This is a genomic window from Methylobacterium sp. 092160098-2 (assembly GCF_028920805.1).
Lineage (GTDB): Bacteria > Pseudomonadota > Alphaproteobacteria > Rhizobiales > Beijerinckiaceae > Methylobacterium > Methylobacterium fujisawaense.
On sequence record NZ_JAQPZJ010000001.1, the window covers coordinates 3,565,404 to 3,579,921 of the forward strand.

Here is a 14,518-nt window from a genome sequence, read left to right on the forward strand (position 1 = left end):
CGCCTCGCGCCCGCGCCTTAGAACGCGTTCTGGTATGCGCGGCGCGAAATGACCGTCTGGATCATGATCTGGATATCGAACCAGATCGACCAGTTGTCGATGTAGTGCAGATCGCAGGCGACGCGCTGCTCCATGGCGAGGTCGGTCTGGGTCTCCCCCCGGTAGCCGTTGACCTGAGCCCAACCCGTGATCCCAGGCTTCACGTTGTGGCGGCGTGCATAGAGGGCGATCCGCCGCTCGAAGCTCCGGTCGTGGGCCAGCGCATGCGGGCGGGGACCGACCAGCGACATCTCCCCGCGCAGGACGTTGATCAGCTGGGGCAGCTCGTCGAGATTGGTCCGGCGCAGGATCGCGCCGACCCGGGTGATCCGACTGTCGTTGCGGGTCGCCTGCCGGAAGGCGGCATTCGCATCCGTGCGCATCGACCGGAACTTGAAGACGCCGAACGGCTGCTGATTGAAACCGTAGCGCTTCTGCCGGAAGAAGACCGGGCCGGGGCTGTCGAGCTTGATCGCAACGGCGATGGCCGCCAGCAGCGGGGACAGCGACACCAGGGCGATGGTCGCCAAGGTCAGATCGAGGAGGCGCTTCAGCATCACCTCGCCCAGATTGAGCGGCCGACGACCGATATTGATCCCCGAGACTCCGCCGACCCGGGCGACCTGCAGATCGGGAAAGCGATCGAGGACGGCGCCGGGGCGCAGATGCAGGGCCGAGGGCACCCGCAGGAACGCGTCGATGCACCGCTCGACCTCCGCGGTGTCGGCCCACGGCACGAGCACGAAAACGTCGTCCGGCCGGAGGAATCGCACCACCGAGACCGCGAGGTCGAGATCCTCCTGCAGCTGGTCGTATCGGGTGGCCACGTCGGCGCCGGGATCGACCCGTCGAAGGTAGCTGGTCCCGATGATCCGCGAGCCGAGATGATCGGCTTCCTTGCCGGCGTAGAAGCGCGCGATGTCCTCCTCGTAGCCGACGAGGTGGATCCGGCTGGCCGTGGCCGAGCCGGCACTGAGCCGCGCCCGCACGAGGCGCCGCACCGATGCCCGGGCCGCGATCAGGACCGGAAGGCCCACGGCGAACGTCCCGAATGAGATCAGGCGCGAATAATCGTTGGTCGTCTTGGTCATGAAGCTCACGACCAGCACGGCGGCCCAGGCGACCAGCCAGAGGGAGGCCACCCGTTGAACGCCCGGCTTCTGCGCCATGACGTTCTCGAGGCTGTACTCCTCGCGCAGGACGTTCGCGGCGATGATCACCAGTCCCAGCAGCGCCGACAGGCGCAGGCCGCGAACGCTGCTCGCCCAGAATGCGCTGTCCTGGGCGAGGGCGTGGTAGGCGAACTCGACGCCCAGGGCCACCATCACGATCGCCACGAGATCGGTCGCGGCGAGCGTCGTCGACAGGGCGATCCGCGCCAGCGCACGACCGCGCCGGGGCAGCAGCGCCGACCATACGTTGCGTCGGCGCTCCGCCGAGGTGGGCAGCGCCTGAAACGTCTCCGGAAGCCGATCGTGAAACATCTGACCCGCAACGTCCCGTCTTAGTCGGACTCTGTACCAGTCTGAGACACGAAAGGTTTCGGCGCCGCCTGGTGACGGTGACGGAGCAAGCCGCGGGCCCGGCAGGGTCGCATTCGCTGTCACGGAGGGAGGCTGCGACCTAGAGCGCGCGCCCAGCCGTTGCAATACATGATTAATGCTGAGCGCCGGCATGACGCATGCGGCGGCCGCCAATGTTGGAGTTCGGCCGTCATCGAACGCGTCGTTTCAATTCAAGCGCGTTTCTTCGTCCGAAGTTTCAACCGGCCCTGCGCCCGCCCCGCATGCGGAACGGGCAAGGACTCTCGGTTGAGCTTTAAGACGTCGCCTCGGCGTCGGCGGGTCTGGCGACGGTCTGGATCGTCTCGAAACCCTCGAACTGGGGATGACCGAGATACAGGGGTTTGGTCGAAGGCACGCGACCGTGCGCCTTGCGGAACTGCTCGGATCGGGTCCAAGCTTCGAAATCCGCGTGCGACCGCCAGATCGTGTGCGAGGCGTACAGGACGTGGTCTTCGTGCTCGGGGCCGCGCAGGAGGTGGAATTCCACGAAGCCGGGCATCTCGCCGAGATGGCTGTCGCGGCCGAGCCAGACGGCCTCGAAGTCGGCCGTCGCGTCCTTGACGACCTTGAAGCGATTCATCGCGATGAACATGCGTCTCTCCTGCGCGCTACCAATCCTACAAGCATCGGCGGTCCTAAGGGGAACACCTGCGCGGCGACAAGGCGCACCACTTAAGCTGCCCAATCATCGCCATCGACATTTCCGCAACAATGTTGCAAAGATGTGTGTACTTAAACTAGAAGCTGTAACCTTTGACTTGCGAAGCTTGACAACTTGGTGTCCAACTGCGGTGCACGCCACCTGTGTCGGGATCAGGGCTATAGCCGCATGAGCGGCAGGGATGACCGGCCACACGGCGTGCACGACATGCGACTTAGGGGCGGGCGGTGAAGCGGCGCGATAGCGAGGCGAAAACACCGCATTCGCAGGAGGATGCATCCCACTCCATGGAGAAGGATTCCCCTGGGCAAACGATGCCGAAGCAGACCACCGACGTCGATCGTCTCGTCGGGATTCGCATCACAGCCCTGCGCAAGGCGCGGGGCATGAGCCAGACCGCTCTCGGCAATGCGGTTGGGGTGACCTTTCAGCAGGTCCAGAAATACGAGAAGGGTCAGAACCGGGTCGGCGCCGGCCGGTTGCGGGAGATCGCGCGCCTTCTCGAAGTTCCGGTTTCCGCGTTCTTCGAGGAGACCGAGCCCCGCGAGAACGCCCAGGAGGACGTGTTCGGCTTCCTCAGCGCCCACGGTGCCATCGAGCTTCTGCGCGCCTACGCCCAGATCGAGGATGAGCAGATGCGCCGCGATGTGCTGGCGCTGGTCCGCAGCGCCGCGCGCCTCGCGCAGAACCGCACGGCGGCGCCGGCGGCGGATCCGGCCTGACAGGCGGGCTGGCGGGCCTCGCCCGGCGCGCCCCGGAGGCGGCTGCATCCGGGACGGTTTCAGGGTGCGTCAGACGCGATCAGGTGGAAGAAGCTGCCGGTGACGGGGCCGACCCGATGTCCGGCAAACCCCAGGTCCACACCCTCCGCATCCGAAACGCGAGCGAGCGCTGATGCCTCCGGTGCGATCGGCGAGAGCTCGGTGGCGTAGTGGAACTCGTGGCCGATGAGGCGCGCCCCGTCTTCTCCGAGCATGCCGGATCCGCAGAGCCGCGCGACGCGATAGCCGAGATGCAACTTGCGGCGGTGATAGGATGTCGCCACCGGGAGGAGGCCCGCCATGGGATGGGTGGTGCCGTCGGCGTCCTGAAGCGTCTGCCCGAGGACCATGTAGCCGCCGCACTCTCCGTGGACGGGGCGTGTCCTGGCGAAGTCGCGCAGCCCGTCCAGGAAACGGACGGCGCCGGCGATCCGGCCCGCATGCAGTTCGGGATAGCCCCCCGGCAGCCAGCAGACGTCGCAATCCTCCGGTGGGCCTTCGTCGGCGAGGGGTGAGAAGGGGACGAGTTCGGCACCGGCCAACCGCCACCCGGTCGCAAGGTGTGGATAGAGGAAGCTGAACGCCGCGTCCCGAGCGACCGCCACGCGTTGTCCGGGCGGCCGCGGTAGCCGGCCGCCGGAGGCCGGCACGGTGCCGCCCGCACTGGCCGTGACGGCGTCGAGGTCGATACCGGCTTCCGCGAGGTCGGCCAGCCGGTCGAGGCGGGCGGTAAGATCCGCGGTCTCGCCGGCCTGGACGAGCCCGAGATGGCGTTCGGGCAGGACCAGCTGCGCGTCGCGCATCAGGGCGCCGAGCACCGGCAATCCAGCGCGTTCCATGCCGGCTTCGACGAGCCGGCGATGGCGGTCGCTCGCCACCTTGTTGAGGATGACCCCGGCGATCCGCACGCGGGGATCGTAGAGCGTGCAGCCCAGCGCTACTGCAGCCGCCGATTGCGCCGCGCCCGACACGTCCACCACGAGCACGACCGGCCAGCCGTAGCGCGCCGCGATGTCGGCATTCGCCCCGGTCCGGTTCTCGGCTGCCCGGACGCCGTCGAACAGGCCCATGGAGCCCTCGGCGATCACCAGATCCGCCGCCGCCGCCGTCTCGCCCGCGAGCGTGTCGAGGAGGGGCGTCGCCATGGCGAAGCTGTCGAGATTGAAGCTCGGATGGCCGGTGGCGGCTTGGTGAAAGGCCGGGTCGATGTAGTCTGGACCGCATTTCGCGCCGCGGACCCGCAGGCCGCGCCGGGTGAGGGCGCGCATCAGGGCGAGGGTCACGGTCGTCTTGCCGGAGCTGGAGCGCGGCGCCGCGACGAGGAGGCCGGGGGCGCTCACGACGGCTGGCCCACGGTGCCGCCGGGCCGGTATCGCCGGTCGTAATCGGGCGCGTAGAGCGCGCTCTCGCGGAAGCCCTCGGCGCCGAGGGCGGGCCCAACCAGGATCAGGGCGGTGCGCTCCAGGCCGGCCGCCGCGACGAGGCCGGGCAGCGTAGCGAGATCGCCGACCAGCGCCCGCTCGTCGGGCCAGGAGGCCCGGAACACAGCCGCCGCCGGGCAGGACGGTCCGTAGAACGGGATCAGTTCCGCGGCGACCGCCTCGACCACATGAATCGACAGGTGGATCGCCAGGGTCGCCCCGGTGGCCGCATAGGCCGACAGGGTTTCCCCCTCGGGCATTGCACTCGCGCGGCCTGAGGTCCGGGTCAGGACCACGGTCTGCGCCACGCCGGGGACCGTCAATTCGCGGCGCAGCAGGGCGGCTGCGGCGGCGAAGGCCGGGACGCCCGGCGTAACCGTATAGGGAATCGCCAGCGCGTCGAGGCGGCGCATCTGCTCGGCCAGCGCGCTCCAGATCGACAGGTCCCCGGAATGGAGGCGTGCCACGTCCTGTCCGGCCGTGTGCGCCGTCCGGATCTCCGCCATGATGGCGTCGAGGTCGAGGGGGGCCGTGTCGACGATCCGGGCGCCGGGCGGACACCAGCCCAGGATCTCGGGGGCCACGAGCGATCCGGCGTAGAGGCAGACGGGACAGGCCGCGATGCGGTCGCGCCCGCGCACCGTGATCAGGTCGGCCGCGCCGGGTCCGGCGCCGATGAAATGAACGGTCATGTGTCCCGTGTCGTGTCGCATCGGACGGCCAGGGCGCAAGTGGCGCCGGCGCTCGTGATCCGCGGCAGGGCGAGGCGGCTTTGCGGCCCGGCGCCGGCCAGGGCCGTCGCCTCGGCCAGCGAGCCGACGCCGCGCAGCTGTTCGATCCGCGCCGAGCGGGTGACGATCTCGGCGTCGCGCGCCTGCAGCGCGGCGGCTGCCACGGGCTGGGGCGACAGGCCGAACCGTGCCGTCGCCGCGCGGATCGCCGGCTCTGCGGCCCGGTCGGCCGCCGTGGCGACGGCCGTCAGGCTCGACCGGTCGGCACCGAGCGCCGCGAGCGCGCGCTCGATCAGCGCCGCGATCTCGTCGGCGTCGGTCCCCCGACGGAAGCCGATCCCGGCGACCAGCAATCCGGTCACGGCTTGGTCCAGGCCCATTGGGTCACCGGCATGGCGGTGCGCCAGCCATGCATCCCGCCGACCGGGCTCGCCCGCTCGACACCGTAGCGACGCAGGCTTCCGCCCTGCGCCGCGAAGGCCGCGAGCAGCGCGGCCTCGCCTTCGAGGGTGACGGCATTGGCCACGCAGCGACCACCGCTCCGGAGGGCCGCAAGCACCGCTGGCAGGACCCCGGGCTCGGAGACGCCGCCACCGATGAACACCGCATCCGGCGTCGGCAGGCCCTCGAGTGCCCCGGGGGCGGTGCCGACAACGACGCAGAGGTCCGGCGTCCCCAATGCGACGGCGTTGCGACGGATGCGCTCGGCCCGGTCCGGGCGTCCCTCGATCGCCGTGGCGCGCAGGCTCCAGTGACGGAGCATCCATTCGATCGCGATCGAGCCTGCGCCGGCGCCGACATCCCAGAGATGCAGGCCCGGATGCGGACGGAGCGCCGATAGGGTCAGAGCCCGGATCTCGGCCTTGGTGAGCTGGCCGTCATTCTCGAACAGGCCGTCGTCGAGGCCCGGGGCGAGGGGAAGGGCGTGACCGGGCCCCGCCACCGCGATCGCCACCGTGTTCAACGCGTCGATGTCGGCGCGGTCGAACGCGTCCGCGCGGGTCGTACCGACCCGTTCATTCGGGCCGCCCATCGCTTCCAGCACCGTCAGCGTCGACGCGCCGAAGCCCCGCGCGCAAAGCAATGCGGCGAGCGCGCCGGGGGTCGTGCCGTCCCAGGACAGCACGAGCACCCGCGCCCCCGGCTGGAGATGCGGCACGATCCGGGTCAGCGCGCGGCCATGGAGCGTGACCAGCGCGCATTCGGCCAGCGGCCAGCCGAGCCGCGCACAGGCGAGGCTGAAGGCCGAGGGCTGCGGGAAGGCGCGGATCTCGGCCGCCGGCACCATCCGGGCGATCTCGGCGCCGATGCCATAGTGGAAGGGGTCGCCGGTGGCGAGGAGGCAGGTCGGCTGCCCCCGCCGCGCAAGAATCTCGGGATAGGCCTCGTGGATCGGGCTCGGCCAGGGCCGCGTCTCCGCATCGAGCGGACCCGCGAGGGCGAGATGGCGTCGGCCGCCATAGACCACGCCGGCGGCATCGAGCGCGGCGGCGGCGGCCGGCGTCAATCCGGCCCGCCCGTCCTCGCCGATGCCGACGATCGACAGCCAGGGTAAGCTCGACAGCGCCTCAGGGCTCATGGACAAGGCGTCCATGGACACGGCGTTCCTGACGAGCGGCACGATGCGGATTCTGATCCTCGGCGGGACCGGCGAGGCGAGCACCCTGGTCCGGTCGCTCGCTGGTCGGGCGGATCTGTCCGTGACGCTCTCGCTGGCCGGCCGGACGGCCGCGCCGAAGCCCGAGCCCGTGCCGACCCGGATCGGCGGATTCGGCGGGATCGAGGGCCTCGCCGACTACCTGAAAGCCGACGCGATCGATTGCCTGATCGACGCGACCCATCCCTTCGCCGCGACGATGTCGCACCATGCGGCGTACGCAGCCGCCCTGACGGCGGTGCCGCTCCTCGCGATCCGCAGACCGGCCTGGATGCGCGAGCCCGGCGACCTCTGGATCGAGGTCGACACGATGGATGAGGCGGTCGCCGCCCTCGGATCCGCGCCGCGGCGCGTGTTCCTGACGATCGGCCGGCAGGAGGCCGGGGTCTTCGCGGCGGCCCCCCAACACACCTATCTGGCGCGCACGGTCGAGCCGTTGGGCGGGATCCTGCCGGTGCCGCACCTCACCGCCCTGGAAGCCCGCGGGCCCTTCGATGTCGCGTCGGAGGCTGCGCTCATGCGCACGAGCGGCATCGAGATTCTCGTCAGCAAGAATGCCGGCGGGGCGGCGACCTACGGCAAGATCGCGGCGGCGCGCACCCTCGGAATCCCCGTCGTCATGGTGCGCCGGCCGGGCAAGCCCGACGTGCCGAGCGTCCCGGACGCTGCGGGGGCCCTCCGCTGGCTGGAGGCGGGCGATCACGCCGGTTCCTCAACCTTGCGGGCGGTGTAGACGAAGGGCGTCCGGCCGGCGCGCGGGATCAGTCGCGTCGTCGAGGCGCCCAGGATGACCATCGTGGCCATGTCGGCCGGCACGTCGCGCGCCTCGGCGAGGGTCGCGACCCGGATCGCCTCGTCCGGCCGGCTGATGGCGCGGGCGAACATCACCGGCGTGTGGGGCGCGCGGATCCCGGACGCGATCTCCAGAGCCGCCCCGAGCTGCCAGGGCCTGGCGGCGGAGATCGGATTATAGAGCGCGATCACGAAGTCGGCGCGCAGCACCGCCTCCAGCCGCGCGGTCACCACCGGCCAGGGCTTCAGGTTGTCCGAGAGGGACAGCGCGCAGAAATCGCCGCCGAGGGGCGCGCCGAGCCGGGCAGCGGCGGCCAGCATGGCGGTGACGCCCGGCTCCACGGTGATCGCGAGGTCGCGCCAGTCAGGCTCGCCCTGCTCCACCGCCTCGAACACCGCCGCCGCCATGGCGAAGACCCCCGGATCGCCGCCGGAGACGACCGCGACCCGTCGTCCGGAGGCGGCGAGCTGCAACGCGTGGCGCGCCCGGTCGACCTCCACCCGATTGTCGCTGGCATGCCGGACCAGGCCGGGTCGCTCGGGCACACGGGCGACATAGGGGAAGTAGCCGACGACATCCTCCGCCGCATCCAGCGCCCGGCGGGCGGACTCGGTCAGCAGCGCGGCGTCGCCCGGGCCGAGGCCGACGACGGCAAGGCTTCCGCTCACGGCCGCCGTCCCTCTCCGGGCAGAAGGACCATGGAGAAGTAGGGTGCGTCGTCGTCGGCCTTGTCGGCCAGCATCACCACCCGCTCGCCCGCCATGGTGCCGCGCTCCACATAGACCGCACGGGCGAGCAGCCCGGCGGCCGACAGAGCGGCGCGCACTTTCGGCAGATGGCGCCCAAGCTTCATCACGACGGCGGCGTCGGTGCCGCGCAGGCGCTCCGTCAGGGCCTCGAGCGAGAGGGTCGCCGGCAGGACGGTGAGGACGTCGTCGCCCCAGGTGATCGGCGTGCCGGCCCGAGTCCAGCAACCCGACATCCCGGTGACGCCCGGAATCACCTCCACGGGGAAGCGGTCCTTCAGGCGCCGCCACAGGTGCATGAACGAGCCGTAGAAGAACGGGTCGCCCTCCGACAGGATCGCGACGTCGCGCCCGGCGCCGAGGTGGTCGGCGAGTTTACCGGCCGCCTCGTCGTAGAAGCCCGCGAGCGCGGTGACGTATTCCGGATGCTCGGGATGGATCTCGGTGGTGTAGGGATAGGCCAGTGCCATCTCGCGGTCCGGATCGCGCAGGATCGCGTCCGCGATGGTGCGGGCGTTGCCCCGCCGGCCGCGCTTGCAGAAATGCACCAGCACCGGCGCGCGCATCAGGATGCGCTGCGCCTTAACGGTCAGCAGATCCGGATCGCCCGGGCCCATGCCGACCCCGTAGAGCGTTCCCGTCATCGCGGCCGCGGACAGCTCCTCGGTCGGGCCGTCGAGGCGTTCGAAACCGTCCATCACTCGACCTCGCTGGCGAGCGCGTTGATAGCGGCGGCCGTCATGGCGCTGCCGCCGCGCCGCCCGTGCACGACCACGAACGGCACGCGGCCGTCCCGGGCCAGCGCCTCCTTCGATTCGGCCGCGCCGACGAAACCCACCGGGATACCGATCACCGCGGCCGGAGGCGCGACGCCGGCGTCGAGCAGCTCCAGAAGGCGGAACAGGGCGGTCGGCGCGTTGCCCACCGCCACGACGCTGCCCGGCAGGCGTTCGCGCCACAGCTCCATGGCGGCTGCGGACCGCGTTGTGCCGAGGCTCCGGGCGAGCTCCGGCACGCGCGGATCGCCGAGCGTGCAGACCACGTCGTTATCGGCGGGCAGCCGTGCCCGGGTGACGCCGTCGGCGACCATGCGGACATCGCACAGGATCGGCGCGCCGGCCTTCAGGGCCGCGACGCCCGCTTCGGCGAAGCCCGGCGACATCTCCACGTCGGTCGGCAGGTCGGTCATCCCGCAGGCGTGAATCATGCGCACGACGACGCGCTCGGCGGCGCCCGACCAGCGTCCGAGATCCGCCTCGGCGCGGATCATCGCGAAGGAGCGCGCGTAGATCGCGCCGCCGTCGCGGATATACTCATAGCGGGACGGGGATTCGTGGGCCGCGGCCGGCTCCGATCCTGTCTGGCGCAGGGCGTTCTGGCTCGCGCTCATGCCGGTCTCCTGGTCCTCCCGCTGCCCGTCCAGGTCGTCTCCGGCGCGAAGGCGGCGGATAGCCCGACGATCTTGGCTCTTCCTAACCGCTCCAGCACGGCCTCGATAGGGAGATGCATCGCCGGCTTATCGGCGGGGGCACCGCCGATCACCACGCCGTACAGACCATCGCGACCGACGAGGGTCAGGTCGGCCGGCCCCGGTCGGGCGCATCCCTTGGCGCATCCCGAGACGTGCGCGGCGCGGCCCGACGCCGCCAGGGGAGCGAACGCCGCCGCGAGGCGCGCCGCATCGGTGAGGGTCCGGGTCGACCCGGAGGCGCAGCCCGGGGCACCCGTGCAGGCATCGATCGCCCGCCGCGGGTCGTCGGCGGCAACGATGAAGTCTACCGACAGGGCCTCTCGCACCGCCGCTGCCGGGACGTCCGGGGCGGCCAGAAGCATGAAGCCGCGGGTCGGCGACAGTCGAAGCTCGTCCGCGCCGAGCGTGACCGCGGCATCCGCGAGCCGGTCGAGGGCGTCGGCCGTACACCGACCGAAGGGCGCATCGATGGCGAGGATCTGAAGGTCCTGTCCGCCTCGTGGATGCCGGGCTTGGTCGGGCCATACGCTTTCGCCTCCGCGCGCTGCGACGCGTGGTCGCTCTCCGGTCCGCAGCGCCTCCGACAGCGTCGCTCTTTCGTCTTCCGACAGATCGCGCATCCGGCGCCGGCCGGTCCGCGCGAAGGCGGTGAGCACGGCGGCCACCACGTCGGGCGCTTCCCGTTCCCCGCAGGTCAGAAGATCCTGCCGCCCCTCGCCGCAAGCGATCGTGATCGCAACGCGGCCGGGTGCGTCAGCGATCACGGCGCAATCGGCCTCCGCGGTCGCCCGATCGACGCGTCCCTCGATCACGACCAGGGTCTTGGCCGGCAGGCCGGGAATCGTCAGCCCCGCCGCTTCGACGGCACGGGCCAGTCCCGGCACGTCGATGGCCTCCTCCGGATCGCGGCCCGCCAGCGGGCTCGTGAGCGTCAAGCGCTGAGGCCCGCCATCGGCCCGCACGTCGCCGAGGCCCTGGGCCGAGAGCCACGCGGCAAGGGAAGCCTGCGTCGCCTCGGTGACGCCCCGGATCTGGAGATTCGCCCGCGCGGTGAGATCCAGGTGCCCGTTCCCGAAGCGCCGGGCGCCCTCCGCCACGGCGCGGGCCTGACCGAGCGTCAGGACGCCCAGGGGCGGGTGTACCCGCGCCAGCAAGCCGTCGCCCGTGGGCATCGGCCGGGTCAGGCCGGGGCACCAGCCCCGACGGCTGGCTGCCTCGGGCAGCGTACGTCCATGCGGGCGCGGAGCGACGCTCATTCGGCGGCCTCGTGCAGCAAGGCGTCGGCCGGAAGAGCGTTGCGCCGGCTGTGCCAGAGTCCCCGGTCCCGGGCGGCGTCGAACCGTTCCAGGATCGCCCGGGTGGCCGCGGGGTTGGCGGCCCGCAGGCGCTCGAACACTTCGGTATCGGCGATCCAGGCGGCGTACAGCGTCTCGAAGCCGGCATCGGACACCGCATCGCTGGCGGCGGCGAGGACGAAAACCGCGTCGAGCCCCTGAGCCAGCTCCTGCGCGCCGCGATAGCCGTGACGGAGCTGGGCGGCGATCCAGCGGGGATCGGCGAGGCGGCCTCGGATCAGGCGGGCCGCGTCCTCCCGGGCGGTTCGGGCTTTCGGTCGCTCCGGCTGCGAGACATCGAGGCTGTAGAGCGCGGGGCTCGCCCCCTCCAGGGCAGCGGCGGCCGCGAAGCCGCCCATCGCGTCCACAGCGGCATCCCCGTCGAACAGATCGCGCTCGGCCACGTCGAAGGCGTGGAGATAGGCGTCGGCTCCCGCCACCCGAGCGGAGAAATCCGCATCCGGCGCCTCGCGGTCGCCATAGGCGTGCGTGCTGGCCGCAAGATAGGCGCGACCGAGATCGGCGCGGCCATCCCACGTGCCATCGAGGGCCGTTGCGGCGGTACCGGCGCCGTAGCGGCCCGGCGCAGCGCCGTAGACCCGCACGGCCGTCTCGCCCCGTCGGCGGGCCGCCGCCAGCGGGTTCTCGTCGTCGGCCTCGTCCCTGTCGGCTACGGCGCGGGTCGCCCGGTCGAGCAGCGCCAGGGTCTCCGGGAATGTGTCGCGGAACGCCCCGGAGACCCGCACGGTGACGTCGATCCGGGGCCGGTCGAGCATCGCCAGCGGAAGGATCTCGAAACCGGTGACGCGAGTGCTGGCATGGTCCCAGACCGGCCGCACGCCCATGAGGGCGAGGGCATGCGCCACATCCTCGCCGCCGGTGCGCAAGGTCGGCGAGGCCCAGAGATCCATGACGATCCGGGCCGGATAGGCACCCTCGTCCTGAAGGTAGCGGGTCACCACGGCGGCGGCGGCCCTCTCACCGAGGAGCGCGGCGGCGCGGCTCGGGATGGCCCGTGGGTCCAGGGTCGCGAGGTTGCGTCCGGTGGGGAGCACGTCGCTGCGCCCGCGGGACGGCGAGCCGGAGGGCCCCGGCCGGACGAATCGGGCGTCGAGGGCCGCGAGCAGCCCGGTCCGCTCGGCGGCGGCGCTTGCCAGCACCGCCTCCGCGGCCTCGCCCGGGGCTCGGGCGAAGACGTGGAGACCGTCGCGGAAGACGGTCTCGCCGAGGTCGCAGAGGTGCGCGTCCAGCCGGGTCAGCGCCTCGTCCATCGGCGTGTCCGCGCCGATGCCGGCGCCGTCCAGCAATCCGGCGGCCTCGGCCTCCTCGATGATGGCGCGGGCCACCAGTTCGGCGCGGCGGGGATCGAGCACGCTCGCGGCGGCGTATTCCTCCACCAACTCGCGCAGGCGTGCGGCCTCCGGCTTCAGCGCGTGGACGGCGACGTCCGGCGTCAGGTGACCGAGCGCGACGCCGCCGAGGCGCCGCTTGACCGGCGCGGCCTCGCCCGGATCATCGACGATGAAGGGATAGACCACCGGCAGGCCGCCGACGCACAGCGCCGGCAAGCAGGTGGGAGACAGGGCCACGGCTTTGCCGGGCAGCCACTCGGTTGTCCCGTGCGTACCGAGCTGCACCAGAACGTCGAAGTGCTGCTGCAGGCCGAGATGGAATGCCAGATAGGCATGGGTCGGAGCCCGGTCGAGATCGTGGTAGCCGGCCTTGCGATCGGGATCGCGCCCGCGGTCCGGTTGAAGGAAGACGGCGAGCCGACCGCGGTCACGGATCGCCTCGTCCCCGGTGCGATCCGGAGCGGCGCTCCGATCGGTTGCGGCCGTGCCCGTCAGCATCCGGAACCGGAAGGCGCCGTCGACGCAGGCCGGATCGGATTCGGCCTCGCCCCAGACGGCGGTGATCGAGGCGCGGGTCTCTTCGGGAAGGGTGTTCCACCAGGCCTGGTAGGCGGGGAGGGGCACGCGGAACGCGGCCGGACCCTCCGTGAGATCCGCCATCAGCGTGCCGGCTTCCGGAAGCGCCCCCGTCGCGTAGCCCGCGGCGGCGAGGTCGGCGGCGATGGCGCGGGCGCTCTCGGGCGTATCGAGACCGACTGCGAAACCGGCCCGGCCGCCCCGGGCCGGATAGTCGGACAGGACCAGGGCCACGCGGCGCGCCGGCCGGGGCAGGGCGGCCAGCCGCAGCCATCCCGCGGCCCGGTCTGCCAGGGCGGCAATGCCTGCGGGGTAGGGCACCGCCCGCCGCTGGGTGAAGCCGGCGACCTCCGGGCTTTCCTCCTTGAAGGAGATCGGAAAGCCCGAGAGCCGGCCGTCGAATTCCGGCAGCGCGATCTGCATGGCGAGATCGGACGCGCCGAGGCCGCGGGCCGACGCCTCCCAGGCCGCGCGCGGCGATCCTACCGTGAAGGCCTGAATGACCGGGCAGCCGGCGCCGTCGAGAACGAAGTCGGTGCCGTCCTCACGCGCGGAGAACGCCGTGGCTGCGATGACGAGGTCGGGTCTGCGCGCCCGCACCGCATCGGCGACCGCGGCCGCGGCCTCGGGCTCCTTCAGGCTCGACACGACCATCGGCAGCGCCCCGATCCCGCGGGCGCGCAGGGCGGCTGAGAGTGCGACGAACGGCTCGGTGTCGCCGCCGAGCACGGCGGAGCGATAGATCAGCAGCAGGGCCAGCGGATGGGCGGGCGACGGCGCGCCGTCGAGCGGGGTCGCCGTTTCAGCCGCGGCAATGGCTGTTTCGAGGGGGAGAGCGCCGCAACCCGGACACCAGGGAAAGCCGCGGGGCAGGGGCTGCGGAGGCTCGACCGCCCCCTCGGCGCCTAGCCGGATGGCCAGGGATCGCAGCATGCGCCGGAGATTGCCGGGACCGCCGGCACGGAAATAGGCGTCGAGTTCCCCGGCGAGGGCGGGATCGGTGGAGAACGGCGCGAGACGGGGGTCCGGCCGGTCGTCGCCCGGCAGGACCGCGAGCACGACGCCGTGCGCCCGCGCGGTTTCGGCGCAGCGCTCGATCCCGTAGCGCCAGTAATCCAGTCCGCCCAGACAACGGATCACCACGACCTTGGCGTGCGCCACGACGCGTTCGACGTAGAGGTCGACCGACAGCGGATGCCGCAGTTTGGCGAGCTTCGCGAGCCGGAGACTCGGCAGACCGGGCTCTGCGGCGTGGGCCTGACCGACCGCCGCGAGGTCGCTGTCGGTGAACGACAGCACAACCAGATCGCCGGGCTCCTGCCCGAGATCCACCGCCGCCTCACCCTCGTCGAGCGAGACGGTATCGATGCGCACGAGATGCATCGACGGCCCCTAAACCGCGGCCGCGCGC

13 protein-coding genes are annotated in these 14,518 nt (G+C 71.8%); 2 read left to right on the forward strand and 11 right to left on the reverse strand.

Annotated elements, in window-relative coordinates; genetic code table 11:
* Positions 1–17 precede the first annotated feature (17 nt).
* Together PQI07_RS16810 and hmuQ are read right to left on the reverse strand one after the other, a co-directional pair.
* Positions 18–1,523: an undecaprenyl-phosphate glucose phosphotransferase gene (locus PQI07_RS16810; protein ID WP_043378576.1), complete on the reverse strand. Its 1,506-nt coding sequence runs from the start codon at positions 1,521–1,523 to the stop codon at positions 18–20.
* A gap of 334 nt (positions 1,524–1,857) precedes the next feature.
* Positions 1,858–2,196 (reverse strand): heme-degrading protein HmuQ, encoded by a 339-nt coding sequence (gene hmuQ / locus PQI07_RS16815; protein ID WP_043758394.1) that lies wholly within the window; start codon positions 2,194–2,196, stop codon positions 1,858–1,860.
* A 356-nt stretch (positions 2,197–2,552) separates the two neighbouring features.
* Here hmuQ and PQI07_RS16820 point away from each other — a divergent pair, with 356 nt between their 5' ends.
* The gene (locus PQI07_RS16820) at positions 2,553–2,987 is read left to right on the forward strand and encodes a helix-turn-helix domain-containing protein (RefSeq protein ID WP_078947404.1); all 435 of its coding nucleotides are present in this window, start codon (positions 2,553–2,555) and stop codon (positions 2,985–2,987) included.
* 59 nt (positions 2,988–3,046) lie between these two features.
* Here PQI07_RS16820 and PQI07_RS16825 read toward each other — a convergent pair whose 3' ends face one another.
* From PQI07_RS16825 to cbiE, 4 genes are read right to left on the reverse strand one after another with little or no spacing between them, the layout of a single operon-like run.
* Positions 3,047–4,366 (reverse strand): cobyrinic acid a,c-diamide synthase CobB, encoded by a 1,320-nt coding sequence (locus tag PQI07_RS16825; protein WP_043758391.1) that lies wholly within the window; start codon positions 4,364–4,366, stop codon positions 3,047–3,049.
* Entirely contained in the window at positions 4,363–5,139 is a 777-nt protein-coding gene (gene cobM, locus PQI07_RS16830; protein WP_043758388.1) for a precorrin-4 C(11)-methyltransferase, read from the reverse strand. The genes PQI07_RS16825 and cobM overlap by 4 nt, the downstream gene beginning before the upstream one ends.
* The gene (locus PQI07_RS16835) at positions 5,136–5,558 is read right to left on the reverse strand and encodes a cobalamin biosynthesis protein (protein WP_043345283.1); all 423 of its coding nucleotides are present in this window, start codon (positions 5,556–5,558) and stop codon (positions 5,136–5,138) included. Before PQI07_RS16835 ends, cobM begins: the two co-directional genes overlap by 4 nt.
* Positions 5,537–6,772: a precorrin-6y C5,15-methyltransferase (decarboxylating) subunit CbiE gene (gene cbiE / locus PQI07_RS16840; RefSeq protein ID WP_446720957.1), complete on the reverse strand. Its 1,236-nt coding sequence runs from the start codon at positions 6,770–6,772 to the stop codon at positions 5,537–5,539. The genes PQI07_RS16835 and cbiE overlap by 22 nt, the downstream gene beginning before the upstream one ends.
* Here cbiE and PQI07_RS16845 point away from each other — a divergent pair.
* The gene (locus PQI07_RS16845; protein WP_274927028.1) at positions 6,771–7,568 is read left to right on the forward strand and encodes a cobalt-precorrin-6A reductase; all 798 of its coding nucleotides are present in this window, start codon (positions 6,771–6,773) and stop codon (positions 7,566–7,568) included. The genes cbiE and PQI07_RS16845 overlap by 2 nt on opposite strands.
* On the opposite strand, the gene cobJ is transcribed toward PQI07_RS16845, so the two are convergent.
* Genes cobJ through cobN form a run of 5 tightly spaced genes read right to left on the reverse strand, consistent with a single transcriptional unit; the run spans position 7,535 to position 14,490 of the window.
* On the reverse strand, positions 7,535–8,296 hold the full coding sequence (cobJ, locus tag PQI07_RS16850; protein ID WP_043345289.1) for a precorrin-3B C(17)-methyltransferase: 762 nt from the start codon (positions 8,294–8,296) through the stop codon (positions 7,535–7,537). The two genes, PQI07_RS16845 and cobJ, sit on opposite strands and share 34 nt — an antisense overlap.
* Positions 8,293–9,072: a precorrin-2 C(20)-methyltransferase gene (locus PQI07_RS16855; RefSeq protein ID WP_179696901.1), complete on the reverse strand. Its 780-nt coding sequence runs from the start codon at positions 9,070–9,072 to the stop codon at positions 8,293–8,295. Before PQI07_RS16855 ends, cobJ begins: the two co-directional genes overlap by 4 nt.
* Positions 9,072–9,764 carry a precorrin-8X methylmutase gene (locus PQI07_RS16860; protein ID WP_257787421.1) on the reverse strand — a complete coding sequence of 231 codons (693 nt, stop codon included), beginning with the start codon at positions 9,762–9,764 and terminating at the stop codon, positions 9,072–9,074. Before PQI07_RS16860 ends, PQI07_RS16855 begins: the two co-directional genes overlap by 1 nt.
* On the reverse strand, positions 9,761–11,101 hold the full coding sequence (gene cobG / locus PQI07_RS16865) for a precorrin-3B synthase (protein WP_274927029.1): 1,341 nt from the start codon (positions 11,099–11,101) through the stop codon (positions 9,761–9,763). Before cobG ends, PQI07_RS16860 begins: the two co-directional genes overlap by 4 nt.
* On the reverse strand, positions 11,098–14,490 hold the full coding sequence (gene cobN / locus PQI07_RS16870; protein ID WP_274927030.1) for a cobaltochelatase subunit CobN: 3,393 nt from the start codon (positions 14,488–14,490) through the stop codon (positions 11,098–11,100). Before cobN ends, cobG begins: the two co-directional genes overlap by 4 nt.
* Between the last annotated feature and the right edge of the window lie 28 nt (positions 14,491–14,518).

What these genes read in the sequence shown, in the direction of transcription:
- PQI07_RS16810 (WP_043378576.1), bottom strand. Translation starts at nt 1,523, where the DNA reads ATGTTTCACGATCGGCTTCCGGAGACGTTTCAGGCGCTGCCCACCTCG.
- hmuQ (WP_043758394.1), bottom strand. Translation starts at nt 2,196, where the DNA reads ATGTTCATCGCGATGAATCGCTTCAAGGTCGTCAAGGACGCGACGGCC.
- PQI07_RS16820 (WP_078947404.1), top strand. Translation starts at nt 2,553, where the DNA reads ATGGAGAAGGATTCCCCTGGGCAAACGATGCCGAAGCAGACCACCGAC.
- cobM (WP_043758388.1), bottom strand. Translation starts at nt 5,139, where the DNA reads ATGACCGTTCATTTCATCGGCGCCGGACCCGGCGCGGCCGACCTGATC.
- PQI07_RS16835 (WP_043345283.1), bottom strand. Translation starts at nt 5,558, where the DNA reads ATGGGCCTGGACCAAGCCGTGACCGGATTGCTGGTCGCCGGGATCGGC.
- PQI07_RS16845 (WP_274927028.1), top strand. Translation starts at nt 6,771, where the DNA reads ATGGACACGGCGTTCCTGACGAGCGGCACGATGCGGATTCTGATCCTC.
- cbiE (WP_446720957.1), bottom strand. Translation starts at nt 6,772, where the DNA reads ATGGACGCCTTGTCCATGAGCCCTGAGGCGCTGTCGAGCTTACCCTGG.
- PQI07_RS16855 (WP_179696901.1), bottom strand. Translation starts at nt 9,072, where the DNA reads ATGGACGGTTTCGAACGCCTCGACGGCCCGACCGAGGAGCTGTCCGCG.
- PQI07_RS16860 (WP_257787421.1), bottom strand. Translation starts at nt 9,764, where the DNA reads ATGAGCGCGAGCCAGAACGCCCTGCGCCAGACAGGATCGGAGCCGGCC.
- cobG (WP_274927029.1), bottom strand. Translation starts at nt 11,101, where the DNA reads ATGAGCGTCGCTCCGCGCCCGCATGGACGTACGCTGCCCGAGGCAGCC.
- cobN (WP_274927030.1), bottom strand. Translation starts at nt 14,490, where the DNA reads ATGCATCTCGTGCGCATCGATACCGTCTCGCTCGACGAGGGTGAGGCG.